The following is a 16,482-nucleotide window of genomic DNA, read 5'->3' as shown; positions in this document are numbered from 1 at the left end:
GAGGATTGGATATGTTACAAGTTGCTTTTATAAGAGAGAATAAGGATTTGGTCATCGAAAGACTGGCCGTTAGAAATATTGACGCCACCAAAATGGTTGATGACGCCATAGATTTGGACGAAATGCGTCGGCAATTACAAACTCAGCTAGATAGTTCTAAATCTGAAATGAATAGCCTATCCAAGGAAATCGGTCAGCTGTTTAAATCAGGTGAAGCTCAAAAAGCTAACAATCTTAAAGAAAAAACGACGCAGCTCAAGGAAACTATTAAGTCTGGGGAACACGAGCTTTCTGATACCACCAATGCTTTAAACAATGTATTGTACAGCATTCCTAATGTACCACATCCAAGTGTACCAAAAGGAAATTCTGACGAAGACAATGAGGAAATCTATAGAGAAGGTGATGTCCCCATTTTACATGGCAATGCATTGCCACACTGGGAACTTGCCAAAAAATACGATATCATTGATTTTGAATTAGGCAACAAAATTACTGGAGCCGGCTTCCCGGTCTACAAAGGAAAAGGCGCAAGGTTACAACGTGCATTAATAGCTTATTTCCTAGACAAAAATACAGCGGCTGGCTATACAGAATACCAACTGCCCCACTTAGTCAACGAAGCTTCAGGCTTCGGCACAGGACAATTACCAGACAAAGAGGGACAGATGTATCACGTCACTGGAGACAACTTATATCTTATACCAACAGCTGAAGTACCAGGTACAAACATCTTCAGGGATGTTATTTTAAATGAAAGTGAATTACCGATTGGTATTACTGGCTACACTCCATGTTTTAGACGAGAGGCAGGCAGTTACGGAGCGCATGTACGTGGTCTTAACCGCTTACATCAATTCGACAAGGTTGAAATCTTAAGAGTTGAACATCCAAATCGTTCTTATGAAGCGTTGGATGAAATGGTCAATCATGTAAAAGACATTTTAAAAGAATTGAATCTTCCTTACAGAATCTTAAGACTGTGTGGAGGAGACCTAGGGTTTACTTCTGCCCTGACCTATGATTTTGAAGTCTTTTCTACGGCACAAGACCGTTGGTTGGAGATTTCTTCGGTTTCAAATTTTGAAACCTTCCAAGCAAATCGATTGAAGCTTCGTTTTAAAAATACTGATGGTCAAAATGAATTGGCACATACCTTAAATGGAAGTTCTTTGGCTCTACCACGTGTTTTAGCAGGCATTTTAGAGAATTGCCAAACGGAAAAAGGCATAAAAATCCCAGAGGTTTTAGTTCCTTATACAGGATTTGAATATATAAAATAGAAAGAATTTTCATACAATTTGTCGATAAAGTGTTAAAAAAACACGTTATTCGACGAATAAATTCTTTAATCCGTTGATTTCTAATCTTTTTTATCGAAGTTAGAACTATCATAAACAACCAACTTATGAAAGATATTAAACGAATTACATTATTGATAGCTCTTGTAGTTATCGCTTCTAAGGTCCTTTTTTAAAAAGAGTCTTATCCTAGAGAACCCCAAATGAACTTCATAAGAGAATTTTGAAGAGTTAGTTATATTTTTAATACCCGAATTTAGGTTCGGGTATTTTTTTATAAAAACATTTACAATATCTACATAAGTCATTTGTTATATTTACACAAACTTGAAGATGAAAAAGAAATTCCTCATTGTATTCACATTTGCAATAGGCCTGCTATTATCTTATGCCCAAACCACGGAGTTAGAGCGTAAGGCTATGGCTGATGCTCTTATTATTGCCGATGGCTACTTTGATAATGGGGAATTTGAAAAAGCACTTTTGTCTTACAAGAAGCTTTATGAAAAGCAACCTTACAACTATAATTATCTGGTTAAATTGGTGAGTACCTTTCAGCAATTAGAAAACTATGAAGCCGCCAAACAGCTCTTGCTTTCGCGTATAGATAAATCTAGGAATCCAACTTTATTAATAGAACTGGGTTATAACTACCAACAGCAAGACAGTATTGAAAAAGCGCAACCCCTGTATGAAGAAGCTATTGCTTATGTAGACGAAAAACCCAATTACATTTATACTGTAGGTAGACGATTTGAACAGCATTCGTTATTCCAAAACGCTATTAAAACTTATAAGAAAGGAAAGTTATTGCTTCCAGATAAAAATTTCAGTATTCAACTGGCACGTCTATATGCAGATGAGGGTGATATTGAGCAAATGTTTTCAAACTATTTAGATCATATCAGTTATAGACCAGATTTTATCAATAATATTAAAAGGGCTATCAGTGATTTTATTTCTGAAAACAAGGAGAATGAAAATAACCTCATTCTTAGAAAACTACTTTTAAAACGTATTCAACTACAACCAGACACCTATTGGTACGACATGTTAAGCTGGCTCTACGTCCAAGAAAAGGCATACAATAAATCTTTTATTCAAGAAAAAGCTCTATTTAAACGTAATCCCGAAAGTTTAAATCGTATTATCCAATTGGCCTTAACAGCCATGAAAGACGAGGACAATGATACAGCAGTTTCTATATTTAATTACCTTTTAGAAACCTCACAAGATCTTGGTATAGCATTGACGTCCCATCAGTATCTTTTGGAGATTGAAACAGAGCAAGCTGATAAAAATCAGTTAAAAGCTATTAATGACAAATACCAAAGCCTCTTCGAAAGATATGGCAGAAATGATGCCTCTATCTCATTGCAGTTGGCTTATGCACAGTTTTTGGCATTTCATTTTAATCAACCTGAGCAAGGAAGTAACTTTTTAAAAGAAATGGCATCTATTGATAAATCGCCATTTCAGGAAGGATTAGTGAAAATGAAATTGGCAGACATACTTGTTCTGCAAGAAAAGTTTAATGAAGCTTTGATTTATTATTCCCAAATTCAAGCAAACCTTAAAAACAGTACCTTGGCACAAGAGGCTCGTTTTAAAATAGCGAAAACGAGCTACTATAAAGGCGATTTTGATTGGGCAGAATCTCAATTAAAAATTTTGAAATCATCAACATCACAATTAATTGCTAACGATGCTCTAGATTTAAAACTCTTAATTTCAGATAATAAATATGAAGACAGCACACAAACTGCTTTAAAATATTATGCCAAGGCAGATTTATTAGCCTTTCAAAATAAAACTGAAGAAGCCATTGGGCTTTTAGGAAAAATTTTAACAGAGCATAAAGGGGAAAGCATTACACCACAAGCCCTTTTTAAGCAAGCACAACTTTTTGAAACTAACAAAAATTTTGTTGGTGCAGAATCTAATTATCTTACAATTATAAAAGACTACAGAGAGGGAATTTTAATTGACGATGCCTATTTCCACCTAGCAGAACTTTACAACACCTATCTTGGCAACCCAGAGGAAGCTAAATCTCTTTACGAGAAAATTATCTTTGAGCACCAAGACAGTATTTATTTTGTGGAAGCACGAAAAAACTTCAGAATGCTTAGAGGTGATACCATTAATTAAATTCTAATGTTGGCTGAGGCTCTCGAAGCCAGCTTTTACTTTATTGACTTGTGACTTCGAGAGCCTCAGTCACCGATGACTATTTAAATCTATAGAGCCTTTTTTCTTACTCTAAATCCTTACTTTTGCCATTGACTTCAAGAACTTAATCGAAAACTATGATTATATATAACGTTACTGTTAATGTCGATGATGAAGTACATGACCAATGGCTTGTCTGGATTAAAGAACATATTCCACAAGTATTAGCAACAGGCAAATTTTCTGACGCCAAGCTAACAAGGGTTTTAGTAGAAGAGGAAATGGGCGGAGTAACCTATTCCATACAATACAAAGCTCATTCTCGAAAAGCACTTGATGATTATTACAAAGAAGATGCAGAACGTTTGCGTGCAGATGGACTAAAGCTTTTTGCCGATAAAATGCTAGCATTTAGAACAGAACTGGAAGTCATTGACGAATATACGGTTGACTTTAATTAAGTTTGTTCTTTATTTATATCCAGAAACCTCAACAATTAAGCAAAACCTTTGTCAGTAAGAGCAAAAAAACATCTCGGTCAACATTTTTTAAATGATGAAACTATTGCTGAAAAAATTGCAAATAGCTTGTCATATAAAGGCTATGATGATGTTTTAGAAATTGGCCCTGGTATGGGTGTCTTAACAAAGTACCTCCTTAAAAAGGATGTTACTACCCATGTTATTGAAATAGACTCTGAATCTGTTGACTATCTCAAAAACAATTATCTACATCTGGCCAACCGTATTATTGAGAAAGACTTTTTAAAATATGACTTGAGTCAAGTTTTTGATGATAAACCTTTTGCCATCATAGGAAATTTTCCCTACAACATATCGTCACAGATTGTTTTTAAAACTTTAGAAATGCGAGCCCAAATACCAGAATTTTCTGGAATGTTTCAAAAAGAAGTGGCGCAACGTATTTGCTCAAAGGAAGGCTCAAAAGTATATGGTATTTTATCGGTGTTAACCCAAGCATTTTATGATGCAGACTATTTATTCACTGTACCGCCAAATGTGTTTAGCCCACCGCCAAAAGTAGATTCGGGTGTACTACGTCTCACAAGAAAAGACAATTACTCACTGCCTTGTGACGAAAAACTATTCTTTAGAGTTGTAAAAACGGCTTTCCAACAACGTCGAAAAACATTACGCAATAGTTTAAAAATCTTTGATCTTTCTGATAATATAAAAGCAAATGCTATATTTGGGCAGCGTCCAGAGCAATTGAGTGTGCCAGAGTTTATTGAGCTCACCTCATTATTAGAAAATGATAAAAACTAGGCGTATTATTTCGAATGATTTTAAAATTTAATTTTTTGAAATTTTATCGAGAAAACAATTAACGTGGTGGAAGAAACTCAAGAAAATATCCAATTTCAACTTACGGATGAGCTCATCGAAAAGGTAGAAGTTCTTGTCGAAGATAAAAATGACAAAGACCTCAAAACTTTATTGGAGGACTTTCACTTTGCTGATATTGCCGAAATATTAGATGAGCTCGATTTAGAAGATGCTGTCTATGTTATTAAACTTCTAGATTCTGAAACCACATCGGACGTGCTCATGGAGCTCGATGAGGACAATCGAGAACGTGTTCTACAAAACCTTTCTGCCAAAGAAATTGCTGAAGAGGTAGATGAATTGGATACGGATGATGCCGTGGACATGATTGCTGAATTGCCAGAAGACAGGCAAGCAGAAGTGATTTCTAATATTGAGGACCAAGAGCATAAAGCTGAGATCGAAGAGTTATTAGCTTATGATGATGATACTGCTGGTGGTCTTATGGCTAAGGAATTGGTTAAGGTTTATGAAACCTGGACCGTTGCTGGTTGTTTACGTCGCATAAGAGGTCAGGCAAAAGATGTGACGAGAGTCCATTCTATTTATGTTGTCAATAAGCAAGAAAAATTGATTGGCAGACTCTCCTTAAAGGATTTAATTGTTGCTAAGAGTGACCAAAAGATTGCAGATATTGCTAAGGATAACGTCGATTTTGTTAATGTGGAAGATCATGCCGAGGATGTTGCAAAAGTGATGGCAAAATACGATTTGGAGGCAATTCCTGTTGTTAATGATGATCAAACTCTTTTAGGGAGAATTACTATCGATGACATCGTCGATGTGTTAAAAGAAGAAGCCGAAAAAGATTACCAATTAGCAGCTGGTATTACTGGGGATGTTGAAGCAGATGATAGTATTTTACAATTAACACGAGCACGACTACCGTGGCTATTCTTGGGTCTATTAGGTGGTATTGGGGCATTTATTATCATGGAAGGTTTTCAAGAATCATTTACCCAATATGCAGTCTTATTTTTCTTTACTCCTTTAATCGCCGCTATGGCGGGTAATGTTGGAGTGCAATCGAGCGCAATAATTGTGCAAGGTTTAGCCAACGATGATGTTAAGGGAAGCGTCAACGAAAGACTTATAAAAGAAATGCTCTTGGCAACACTCAACGGCATTATATTGGCAATTTTCTTGTTCCTTTTTGTTTGGGGTTACACTGGGGAAATGGATAAAGCGCTGGCCATTTCAGTGTCACTAGTTGCAGTTATCATTATTGCTGGCCTAATAGGTACATTTGTCCCATTGTTTTTAGATAGACGCGGCATAGATCCGGCCATAGCGACAGGTCCGTTCATTACCACGAGCAATGATATTTTAGGTATTCTACTTTATTTCTGGATTGCAAAATTAATATTAGGGATATAGTCTTACAGATTTATTCTAATACAAATCTTCGTAACTTTACGATATGAAGGCAATTAACATTAAGGAAAAGTTTTCAAAATTCAGCAAAAACTGGCACCCACATCAAGTGGCTATCGTGGATGATATGCAAGTGATATTAGCAAAGCTTAAAGGCGAGTTTGTATGGCATAGTCATGACAATGAAGACGAACTATTTCAGGTGATAAAAGGAACACTTTACATGCAATTTAGAGCATCATCTGACGAAGCTGACAGCGAAGGCGGAATCAAAACTGAAGTTGTCAATGAGGGTGAGTTTATCGTCGTTCCAAAAGGTGTTGAACATAACCCAACCACCAAAAATAATGAAGAGGTCCATGTTTTATTATTTGAAAAATTAAATACTGCACATACTGGAAATATACAACACGAGCGCACTCAAACGGAATATCCAAAGATTTGAAAATCCTTCATTTAGATACTAATCATCCCTTACTCATAAATCAGCTTAACGATTTAGGCTTTACCAATCACGAAGATTACACAGCTTCAAAATCTGAAATTGAATCCAAAATCTCAGACTACGATGGCATTATTATTCGTAGTCGATTTACGATAGATAAACCATTTTTAGACGCTGCAAAAAACCTAAAATTTATAGGTCGTGTTGGTGCTGGATTAGAAAATATTGACTGTGATTATGCAGAGCAAAAAGGAATTCACCTCATATCCGCACCAGAAGGCAACAGAAATGCTGTTGGCGAACATACTTTGGGCATGCTTCTTTCCTTATTTAATAAGCTCAATAAAGCCAATGATGAAGTAAAGCAAGGGAAATGGTTAAGGGAAGCGAATCGAGGTATTGAGTTAGACGGAAAAACTGTTGGACTAATAGGTTATGGAAATATGGGTAAGGCCTTCGCTAAAAAACTTTCTGGCTTTGACGTAGAAGTACTTTGCTATGACATAAAAGCTAATGTTGGCGATAATTATGCGCAGCAAGTGTTTCTGGACAAGCTTCAAGAAAAGGCTGATGTGGTAAGTTTACATACGCCTCAGACCCCAAAGACAGTTGGGATGGTAAATTCTGAATTCATTTCAAACTTTAAAAAACCTTTCTGGCTACTAAATACAGCTAGAGGCAAAAGTGTTATTACAAAAGATTTAGTACAAGCTCTAGAGAGTGGAAAAATATTAGGTGCAGGATTGGATGTTTTGGAATATGAAAAAGCATCATTTGAAAATTTATTTAAAGCAGAAGAACCTAAGTTCAGGTGGATGCGAAAGAGCAAAAAATCAAACCTACCAGAGGCCTTTCAATATCTCATCAATGCGGACAATGTAGTTCTAACCCCTCATGTCGCAGGCTGGACGGTTGAAAGCAACATAAAATTAGCTCAAACAATAGTTGATAAGATTAAGGCTAAATTTTGTTAAATTTAAGCATGAAGAAGACCGTTCTCGTTTTTGGATTGCTTATTCTGGCATTACTTCTAATGTTTCAGTTTAGCAAGTATGCTGTTATTTCTGGTGACTTAAAAGTTGAGTTAATAGTTGCCTCTATCGCAATTGTATTCTTTTTTATTGGTGTTTATATCAACAAAAAAACACTACAAAAACCTAATACTCCAATTGAAGAAATTAGTCATAAAAGAATAAAAGAACTTGATATTAGTAACCGTGAGTATGAAGTATTACAAAAAATTGCAGAGGGTTTATCTAATAAAGAAATTGCCCAAAGTTTATTCTTATCAGAAAGCACTATTAAAACCCATGTTTCAAATTTATTGGTTAAACTAGATGCGAAACGTCGAACTCAAGCTGTGAAAAAAGCTAAATCTTTCCAAATCCTTTAATTAAAACTGTTTATAGACTAAAGTATGAATGCTTTGGTACTTTAGTATGAGCAATTTCATACAGACTAATTGTAGTTTTGTACTATAACTCATTAAAACAATAATTATGAAATTAGGTGCATTTTCAATAAGCATCAATGTAAAAGACATTAATGCTTCAAAATCGTTTTATGAAACTCTAGGGTTTGCTGTTTTTGCAGGAGACTTAAAACACAATTATTTAATTATGAAAAATGGTGATTCTATAATAGGACTTTTCCAGGGTATGTTTGAGCAAAATATAATAACCTTTAATCCTGGATGGGATCAAAACGCCAATCAATTAGATGATTTTAACGATGTTAGGGATATTGAGAAGCACCTTAAAACTAATCACATAAAGTTAGAAAGAGAAACAGAAAAAGATTCATCCGGACCAGCTAGTATTGTGCTATACGATCCTGATGGAAATACAATTCTTATTGATCAACATGTCTAACTTTTAATGTAACTTAAAATCAAAAATATGAAAAGTACAGTTCTAAAATATGGCCTTTTTGGTCTCCTTACTGGCTTTGTTGTTTTTACTCTTCATCTTGTTATCGGAATCAAAAACCTAGATTATTCAACAAATGAAATATTAGGATATGTCTCCATCTTTCTTTCACTTTCCTTTATTTTTTTCGGAATAAAACATTATCGAGATAATATAAATAATGGTGTTATCTCCTTAGGCAAAGCCGTAGTGATAGGAATTCTAATTTCAATCTTGGTTAGTTTAGGAATAGCAATGGCGGATTTTATCTATACGCAATTTATCGACCCTTCATTTTTTAATAATTATGAACAACAACTTATTGAACAAGGCAAAGCCGATGAGATTATAAAATTGACTAGTACTACTGCGGCGCTATTCATGTTTATCCTTGTTATTATAATCGGATTTATTATATCTTTAATTTCAGGAATAATCCTTCAGCGTAAACAACTAAATCAATCATAATATGCAATACAAAGCTGACTTACCAGAAGACTACATTAGTCAACTACCAGAAGAACGAAAAGCGCCAATGACAAAACTGCATAATCTCATAAAAGAGAATATGCCTAAAGGTTTAGAATCGGGTATGGGTTATGGGATGCCAGCATATTATGTCCCTAAATCTGTTTATCCCCCAGGATATCACTGCAAGCCTTTCCCTCCCTTACCATTTATAAATATCGCATCTCAAAAAAACTTTATAGCACTTTATCATTCGGGCTTGTATGCAAAAAAAGAGCTTTATGATTGGTTTGTAGCCGAATACCCAAAACATGCTAAATACAAATTAGACATGGGAAAAAGCTGTGTGCGTTTTAAAAAAGTAGATGACATTCCTTATGATTTAATTGAGGAGTTATTAGGAAAAATGACAGTAGAAGAATGGATTGATATTTATGAATCTGCCATAAAAAAGTAAAATATTCAGGATAAAATGAAAAAAAGAGTAACAGGAATCGGGGGGTTGTTTTTTAAAACCAAAGACCCAAAAGCCACAAAAGATTGGTACAGAAAACATCTGGGGTTTAACACAGATGATTATGGATGCACGTTTTGGTGGAAAGATAAAGACGGAAAGGATTGCTCCACGCAATGGAGCCCATTTGCCGAAGACACTAAATATTATAGCCCTTCAAAAAAAGACTTTATGTTTAATTATCGGGTCGAAAACCTTAGGGAACTTCTTAAAGCCCTAAAAGAGGAAGGCGTCACTATAATTGGAGAAGTGGAAGAGTATGACTATGGAAAGTTTGGTTGGATAATAGATAATGACGGTAATAAAGTTGAATTATGGGAGCCTGTAGATTCGGCTTTTCAATAACGAACGTAATTTTTATTAATTTTATCATATTAAACAACCTAAAACCAACAAATTATGTCAGACGATAATAAAAATCTAAGTGACGATCTTAACGACATGTTAGGAGATGCAAAAGAAGGTGCAAAAAAAGCGAATGATAAGGCTAAAGAATTTGCAGGAGATGCCAAGGAAAAGGCGTCAGAATTCTCAAGAGAAGCTAAAGAAAGTGCTCGAGAGTTTTCTGATAGTGCCAAGGAAACGTTCGACAGAACCTCTAGTGAAAATAAAAAAGTACTTACTGGTGTATTAGGGATTCTGTTAGGGTGGCTAGGAATCCATAAATTTATTTTGGGTTATAATAAAGAAGGCATTATACTTCTCATTTTAGGTCTTTTAGGTTTTTTAACCTGTGGACTAACAAGTGGTTTATCTGGAATAATTGGTCTTATTGAGGGGATTATTTATTTAACAAAATCTGACGAAGAGTTTTATAACACATACCAGGCTGGACGCAAGCCTTGGTTCTAACACAATAAAATAACGCCAGAACTTGTTTCTGGTTTTTATTTATATTATTTCATCGTAATATTGCAATATTACGATATAAGTGTTATATTTGCCCTATAACTCATCATTATGGGAGCGACAAAATTTAATATTTACACGGATTACGTCAATGAAATTGCGGCTATTGCAAAGGTTTTTGCACATCCGGCACGGGTAGCCATTATTTCTTATATCAGTAAACAACAATCTTGCATTTGCAACGATATAGTTGAGGAAATTGGCTTGTCGCAAGCTACTATTTCACAACATTTAGAGGTTATCAATAAGGCAGGTCTCATTAGGGGCACATTCAAAGGCACTAGTAAATGTTACTGTTTAAACGTTGAGCGTCTCAAAGATTTTAAAGAGCTAATAGGCTCATTTTTACACACAACAGCAATTAATTGCTGCTAAATAGTATAAGTATGAAAACACAAGAATTACTTTCGCTCCTAAAAGAGCATAAAAACCAATTTCTATATTTTGAATATCAACCAAATGCTTTTGTAGGTTCCAATTACCATATTACAGAAGTAAAACATGTAAAGATTGACTCGGTTGATTGTGGTTCTCAAACAGACTCTTGGAACGAAACAATTATTCAGCTTTGGGAAAGCCCAATGGAAACATCTGCAAAAAATCCGATGAATGCATATAAAGCATTAAAAATTTTAACCAAAGTTGCTGAGTTAAAACCCTATGACTTAATTTCTGAAGTGAAGTTTGAATACGGCAATGCTAAATTTCATACAGCACACCTTTTTATTAATGATTTCGAAATACAAGACAACAAACTAATTCTTAAGTTAGCACACACCAAAACAGATTGTAAGGCCAAAGAACTTTGTGGAGTACCAGAACGCATTGTTGCGATTGCTGAAGCAACTGCATGTTGTTCTCCAGAAACTGGGTGCTGCTAAATAAACAACAACTCGATATATGAAAAATATTTTAGTTCTATGTACAGGAAACTCATGCAGAAGCCAAATGGTACATGGGTATCTTAACCAAATCGCAAAAGGCAAAGCAAAAATTTACAGTGCAGGTATTGAAACACATGGTATTAATCCAGGTGCTGCCAATATAATGAGGGAAGACGGTATTGACATTTCAAATCATACCTCTAACCATGTGGATGAATATTTAGATATAAACTTTGATTACATCATCACAGTGTGTGACCATGCTAAAGAGAACTGTCCTTTTATTCCAAGTAAAAATGCTCTAAGACTGCACCACAATTTCTTTGACCCATCAAAAGTTGTAGGAACCGAGGAAGAAAAGCATAATGCTTTTTTACAGGCTAGAAATGAAATTAAGAATTACTCAAAAAAGTTTGTTGATAAATATATTTAATCTTCTCTTAACCCATAGTCAGAAGGTAACATGTCTGCAATCCGATTATTACCCATATCTCCAGAAAAAAGTACATTAGAAACTGGTGTATAATTACCATATTTGTCAACATAGAACTTATCTGTTTTCATCGTCAAAATGGACTGCAACGTAAATACTTTTCCTGTAATTGCCTTATCCATTGCTTGAGAAAAATTGATGTTTGATGTACTTTGAGAGTCATCTTGAACAAAATTTATCTGTATGGGTGATTCCTTAATTGAAACCTCTTTGATTCCAGTATTTTCTAAATCTTTTATCTTGATATATTCATGAGGGTCTACCAAAAATCCTCCTTGATTCGGAATGTTAAACACATAACCATTACTCTCATAGTCTTCTAAATACAAAGCTCTCATGAACCTTTGAATAGATTTAGTATATACTGATTTTCTAATTTCTAAAACTTTATTAGATTTCTTCTTTTTTTTCTTCGTACTATCATCATTATTTAAGTCTTTAAAGAACATATTCCCCGAAAAGCTTATCATATCAGTCTTAAAATAATCTTCCTTAGGATTTGTGTTTTTATTGAAAAGAATTTCAAAATCACTTATATCGTATGATATTTCATAATTAAGTCTTTTGTTCTCAATTATTATTGGCTGTTTTGAAAAGGCAACTAATGTTTTAGTGGTATTATTGTACCTAAGTCTTATAGTTTTTTCATTTTTAATCTTACAGGAACTTGCATTCTCTGACCTTCCCAAAAATTCTTTTCTAAAAAGGGCTAGCTTCTTTTTGCGAGACAACTCGTCCTTTGAAACAATTAAGACTTCTTCTAACTCATCCACAGCAGGTCGTAATTCCACTTTAACTAAAGGCAAGTCTCTGTAGTTATTTATAATTACCTTTTCGTATCCCAAATAAGAAATAACTAAACCTGATTGAATAGCATCATAATATCTTATAGTAAATTTTCCAGATTTGTCTGTGGCTGTTCCTATAGTTGTATTGTCAAAAAATACAGAAACAGACTCTAGTGGTTGTTTAGTTTCAGAATCAACAATGGTACCTCTAACGATTTGAGAGTTTACACACATCCCAAAACACAAAACACAACTTATAAAGAGAAGAGCCTTGTTACTACTCATGGCTCTCAGTAAATTTTCGTTCTAACTCAGCTTGGAACTCTTCCATTACAGGGCGCACAGTGCTTTCTGGAAGATCAGCAATTTTAATGTACATCAATCCGTCAACGGCATTGTTGAATAAAGGGTCTACATTAAAGGCAACCAATTTTGCATTTTGTTTGATGTATTTTTTCAGTAAAACAGGAAGTCTTAAAGCACCTGGCTCTACCTCATCGATAATTTTATCAAATTTATTGAGGTCCGCTTCTGCCTCATCAAACACAAAGTCTTTGTCTGCGTCTTTGAGTTTTACTTTAAATTCCTTTTTAGGATGAACGTACTGAGCAACATAAGGATCATAGTAATGGGATTTCATAAATTCAATCATCAAACTCTTTGAGAAGTTTGAGAACTGATTACTAATACTTACCCCACCAATTAAATAGTTATGTTCTGGATAGCGCAGTGTTGTATGCACTATCCCTTTCCAAAGTAAAAATAACGGCATTGGTTTTTGTTGGTACTCTTTAATGATAAAAGCACGCCCCATTTCAATAGACTCACTCATCATCTTATGCAACTCAGGCTCAAAACGGAACAGATCCTGAAGATAAAATCCATCTATCCCATAAGCTTTATAAATTTTTGAACCTAGGCCCATTCTGTATGCCCCAGCAATAATATTAGCTTCATTATCCCACAAAAACATGTGATGGTAATAGTTATCAAAACTATCTAAGTCAATAGCTTCATTGGTACCTTCCCCAACTTCTCTAAATGTAATCTCCCTCAGACGACCTATTTCCCTGAGAATATTTGGGATTTCGACAGCTGAAGCCAAAAACACTTCATAGTTTTTACTAATTAAGAGGCGACAATCATTTTTTCTTAACGTTTCTACCTCTTTAAGCATCACTTTAGGAGCAATTGGAGTAACAATCCGTTTTGCAGGTTTTGCTACTTTTAAGGTGGATTGAAGATTGTCTAGCATCTTAGGGCGTTCAAAGGCATTAGAAAGCATATAGGTTTTACGTCTTAAAAAATCAGTGAAATCAACCAAATCGTCGTGCTCTTTCTGGTCATTGACACTTATTGTTCTCCCTATCCTTACTTTTATTACTCTACGTTTTTGAGTTAGTAATTCTGAAGGTAGTTTTGCTGTCCTAAACGTATCACTAATCTTTGAAAGTCTATAGAACAAACGACTGTTTTTGGCATGGAAATAAATAGGAACTACTGGCACCTCAGCTTTTTTTATCAATTTCATGGCTGCCTCTTCCCAGTTTTTATCCACAATGAGTTTGCCGTCCCTATAGGTTGAAACCTCACCTGCCGGAAATAATCCCAATGGGTGGCCGTCTTTTAAATGTGTTAATGCATTTTTAAAACCCTTTACGCTGCTAGCCACATCCTTTCTGTCTTCAAAAGGATTAACAGGCATTATATAAGGTTTCATCGGCTCAATACGGTGTAATAAAAAATTAGCTATAATCTTAAAATCCGTTCTTTTTTCTAACATTAACTTGAGAAGCAAAATACCATCAATACCACCTAGAGGATGATTTGAAATGGTAATAAAAGGACCCTCTTTGGGTAAGCGCTTTAAATCTTCTTCTGGTATTTCGAATTTAATCTGAAATTCATCCAAAATAGCATCTAAAAATTCTAAATGCTCTAAATGCTTATTTCGATTATAAATGCTATTTAATGTAGATATTTTTAATAATTTCATTAAAAGCCAACCGAGAAATGTCCCCAGAAATCCGTACTTATCAAAATGGATTGCTTTAGCAACTTCCTTAGCAGAAACAAGACCTGTATGAGACGTTTTTGGCATAAAACAAATGTAGTGAATGTTTATTTAGTTACAATTTGTACAGTTTCTTGTGTCAACTGTTTCAAAAGCACGGTTTTACCAACTTCTAATTCATTTATGGCCTTGGGTGTAAAATGTCTTATGGTATATAAACTGACGTTTTCGTGACAATGCACTTTAAACTTGGCTTTTAGATGCTGCAATAATTTTTCGAGATTATTATAGATATTATCAATACAAACGGAGAAGCTAATCGCAGAATTTTGAATGACATCCACCTTCATTTTATACAAGTGCAATAAATTAAAAATATCGCTAATGTTTTCTTCAACGATGTATGAAAAATCTAATGACGATAATGAAATAAGAATTTGATTTTTCTTAACAATAAAACATGGAATTTCTGGGTCTAATGTCTTGCCCTTACTGACGCATGTCCCTGCATTTTCAGGATTTAAAAATGATTTTACAAATAGTGGAATCTCCTTTCTTTGTAAAGGCTGTAATGTTTTTGGATGAATGACAGAAGCACCATAAAAAGCTAACTCTATAGCTTCCCTATAGCTAATCTGGTTCAATAATTTTGCATTCTCAAAATAACGAGGATCAGCATTTAAAACTCCAGGCACATCCTTCCAAATGGTAACACTTGTGGCATTTAAGCAGAAAGCAAAAATTGCAGCTGTATAGTCACTGCCTTCTCGCCCTAAACTTGTTGTGAAATTATTGGCATCACTCCCCAAAAACCCTTGAGTAATATTCAACTGAGAGGTATCAAAGTTTGAAGTGATGTTTTTTTGTGTCAAGTCCCATTCTACATTTGCCCGACGATAGTAATTATCGGTTTTAATATATTCTCTTACATCTAACCATGTGTTTTTAAGACCAATTTCATTAAGGTAATGACTTATAATTGTAGTAGAAACCAATTCACCATAACCAATGGTTTGGTCGTACACAAAATTATAGTCTGGTGATTTATTGGTTTTTAAAAAACCCGATAACTCCTCAAAAAGTAATTTAACTGTATTAAAAACAAAATGTCTTTCATTCTCAAAAAGGTCTAAAAGAATTTGGTTATGAAATTTCTTAATATCTTGTATAGAGCTTTGAAGTTCGTCTTTATTTTCAAAATAATTTTTTACTACCGTTTCAAGTGCATTGGTCGTTTTACCCATAGCAGACACTATAATCAAAGTCCCTTTATGACCTGTTTTACTTAAAACTTTTGCCAAATTTTTTACTCCATTAGCATCTTTAACAGAGGCTCCACCAAACTTAAAAACTCTCATCTACAATTGTACTAAATAATTTTTTATCCCTTCTTCATTGAGCTGAACCACATCCCAGTCGCGCATTACATTTGCTCCTTTTTTTTCATAAAATGCAATAGCGGATTCGTTCCAATCCAATACCTCCCAACTTATGCGCTTAACGCCTAAATCAGAACCATACTTTACTACAGCATCCAACAATTTTGTCCCCAATCCTTTGCCACGATGTTCTTTATTAACGATTAAGTCTTCTAAATGCAAAACGGTTCCTTTCCAAGTTGAATATCTTGGATACACCAATGCCAACCCTTCGACAGTAGTATTTACCTCAACCACAAAACACTTAAACTTTGGAAACTCACCAAAACCATCATTCCTTAGCATATCTAAAGTCACTTCAACAGCATCGGGTTCTTTTTCAAATTCTGCTAATTGCTGAATCAATTCCAAAACTCTTGGCATGTCATTTATGGTGGCTAATCTTGGTTGGTACATAGGCGATATTATTGAGTTTCAAATATAGGCTA

At 34.6% G+C, this 16,482-nt stretch carries 20 protein-coding genes; 16 read left to right on the top strand and 4 right to left on the bottom strand.

Annotated features, from left to right (window positions below; translation table 11 throughout):
- Positions 1 to 11 precede the first annotated feature (11 nt).
- The 16 genes from serS (at position 12) to ACFEMA_RS02315 (ending at position 11,753) form a co-directional block, all read left to right on the top strand.
- Positions 12 to 1,283, top strand: coding sequence for a serine--tRNA ligase (gene serS, locus ACFEMA_RS02390; RefSeq protein WP_411766421.1), 1,272 nt, complete (start codon positions 12 to 14; stop codon positions 1,281 to 1,283).
- Positions 1,284 to 1,634: 351 nt separating this feature from the next.
- Positions 1,635 to 3,452, top strand: coding sequence for a tetratricopeptide repeat protein (locus ACFEMA_RS02385; RefSeq protein ID WP_411766374.1), 1,818 nt, complete (start codon positions 1,635 to 1,637; stop codon positions 3,450 to 3,452).
- A gap of 158 nt (positions 3,453 to 3,610) precedes the next feature.
- Positions 3,611 to 3,934, top strand: a complete 324-nt coding sequence (locus tag ACFEMA_RS02380; RefSeq protein ID WP_411766373.1) for a DUF4286 family protein — start codon at positions 3,611 to 3,613, stop codon at positions 3,932 to 3,934.
- A 48-nt stretch (positions 3,935 to 3,982) separates the two neighbouring features.
- Positions 3,983 to 4,759, top strand: a complete 777-nt coding sequence (gene rsmA / locus ACFEMA_RS02375) for a 16S rRNA (adenine(1518)-N(6)/adenine(1519)-N(6))-dimethyltransferase RsmA (RefSeq protein WP_411766372.1) — start codon at positions 3,983 to 3,985, stop codon at positions 4,757 to 4,759.
- A gap of 66 nt (positions 4,760 to 4,825) precedes the next feature.
- Entirely contained in the window at positions 4,826 to 6,196 is a 1,371-nt protein-coding gene (mgtE, locus tag ACFEMA_RS02370) for a magnesium transporter (RefSeq protein WP_411766420.1), read from the top strand.
- A 43-nt stretch (positions 6,197 to 6,239) separates the two neighbouring features.
- A complete protein-coding gene (locus ACFEMA_RS02365; RefSeq protein WP_411766371.1) occupies positions 6,240 to 6,638 on the top strand; it encodes a cupin domain-containing protein in 399 nt (132 codons plus the stop codon).
- Positions 6,635 to 7,612 (top strand): 2-hydroxyacid dehydrogenase, encoded by a 978-nt coding sequence (locus ACFEMA_RS02360; protein ID WP_411766370.1) that lies wholly within the window; start codon positions 6,635 to 6,637, stop codon positions 7,610 to 7,612. Before ACFEMA_RS02365 ends, ACFEMA_RS02360 begins: the two co-directional genes overlap by 4 nt.
- An 8-nt stretch (positions 7,613 to 7,620) precedes the next feature.
- Positions 7,621 to 8,031: a response regulator transcription factor gene (locus tag ACFEMA_RS02355; protein WP_411766369.1), complete on the top strand. Its 411-nt coding sequence runs from the start codon at positions 7,621 to 7,623 to the stop codon at positions 8,029 to 8,031.
- A 106-nt stretch (positions 8,032 to 8,137) separates the two neighbouring features.
- On the top strand, positions 8,138 to 8,509 hold the full coding sequence (locus ACFEMA_RS02350) for a VOC family protein (protein WP_411766368.1): 372 nt from the start codon (positions 8,138 to 8,140) through the stop codon (positions 8,507 to 8,509).
- Positions 8,510 to 8,536: 27 nt separating this feature from the next.
- On the top strand, positions 8,537 to 9,013 hold the full coding sequence (locus tag ACFEMA_RS02345) for a DUF4199 domain-containing protein (protein WP_411766367.1): 477 nt from the start codon (positions 8,537 to 8,539) through the stop codon (positions 9,011 to 9,013).
- A gap of 1 nt (position 9,014) precedes the next feature.
- Entirely contained in the window at positions 9,015 to 9,470 is a 456-nt protein-coding gene (locus ACFEMA_RS02340) for a DUF1801 domain-containing protein (RefSeq protein ID WP_411766366.1), read from the top strand.
- A 15-nt stretch (positions 9,471 to 9,485) separates the two neighbouring features.
- Entirely contained in the window at positions 9,486 to 9,872 is a 387-nt protein-coding gene (locus ACFEMA_RS02335; protein ID WP_411766365.1) for a VOC family protein, read from the top strand.
- Positions 9,873 to 9,926: 54 nt separating this feature from the next.
- On the top strand, positions 9,927 to 10,379 hold the full coding sequence (locus ACFEMA_RS02330; protein WP_411766364.1) for an NINE protein: 453 nt from the start codon (positions 9,927 to 9,929) through the stop codon (positions 10,377 to 10,379).
- Between the two features lie 108 nt (positions 10,380 to 10,487).
- On the top strand, positions 10,488 to 10,811 hold the full coding sequence (locus ACFEMA_RS02325) for an ArsR/SmtB family transcription factor (protein WP_411766363.1): 324 nt from the start codon (positions 10,488 to 10,490) through the stop codon (positions 10,809 to 10,811).
- An 11-nt stretch (positions 10,812 to 10,822) separates the two neighbouring features.
- On the top strand, positions 10,823 to 11,317 hold the full coding sequence (locus tag ACFEMA_RS02320) for a DUF6428 family protein (RefSeq protein WP_411766362.1): 495 nt from the start codon (positions 10,823 to 10,825) through the stop codon (positions 11,315 to 11,317).
- A gap of 19 nt (positions 11,318 to 11,336) precedes the next feature.
- Positions 11,337 to 11,753, top strand: coding sequence for an arsenate reductase ArsC (locus tag ACFEMA_RS02315; protein ID WP_411766361.1), 417 nt, complete (start codon positions 11,337 to 11,339; stop codon positions 11,751 to 11,753).
- Here ACFEMA_RS02315 and ACFEMA_RS02310 read toward each other — a convergent pair.
- Genes ACFEMA_RS02310 through ACFEMA_RS02295 form a run of 4 tightly spaced genes read right to left on the bottom strand, consistent with a single transcriptional unit; the run spans position 11,750 to position 16,450 of the window.
- Positions 11,750 to 12,886, bottom strand: coding sequence for a carboxypeptidase-like regulatory domain-containing protein (locus ACFEMA_RS02310; RefSeq protein WP_411766359.1), 1,137 nt, complete (start codon positions 12,884 to 12,886; stop codon positions 11,750 to 11,752). The genes ACFEMA_RS02315 and ACFEMA_RS02310 overlap by 4 nt on opposite strands.
- Positions 12,879 to 14,702 (bottom strand): GNAT family N-acyltransferase, encoded by a 1,824-nt coding sequence (locus ACFEMA_RS02305; RefSeq protein WP_411766358.1) that lies wholly within the window; start codon positions 14,700 to 14,702, stop codon positions 12,879 to 12,881. The genes ACFEMA_RS02310 and ACFEMA_RS02305 overlap by 8 nt, the downstream gene beginning before the upstream one ends.
- A gap of 20 nt (positions 14,703 to 14,722) precedes the next feature.
- Positions 14,723 to 15,973, bottom strand: coding sequence for an aspartate kinase (locus ACFEMA_RS02300; RefSeq protein ID WP_411766357.1), 1,251 nt, complete (start codon positions 15,971 to 15,973; stop codon positions 14,723 to 14,725).
- On the bottom strand, positions 15,974 to 16,450 hold the full coding sequence (locus ACFEMA_RS02295) for an N-acetyltransferase family protein (protein ID WP_411766356.1): 477 nt from the start codon (positions 16,448 to 16,450) through the stop codon (positions 15,974 to 15,976).
- Positions 16,451 to 16,482 lie beyond the last annotated feature (32 nt).

The sequence above is a fragment of the Winogradskyella sp. A3E31 genome (assembly GCF_046720935.1).
In the GTDB taxonomy this organism is placed as follows: Bacteria; Bacteroidota; Bacteroidia; order Flavobacteriales; family Flavobacteriaceae; genus Winogradskyella.
This window is presented reverse-complemented; position numbering and strand designations above follow the sequence as displayed.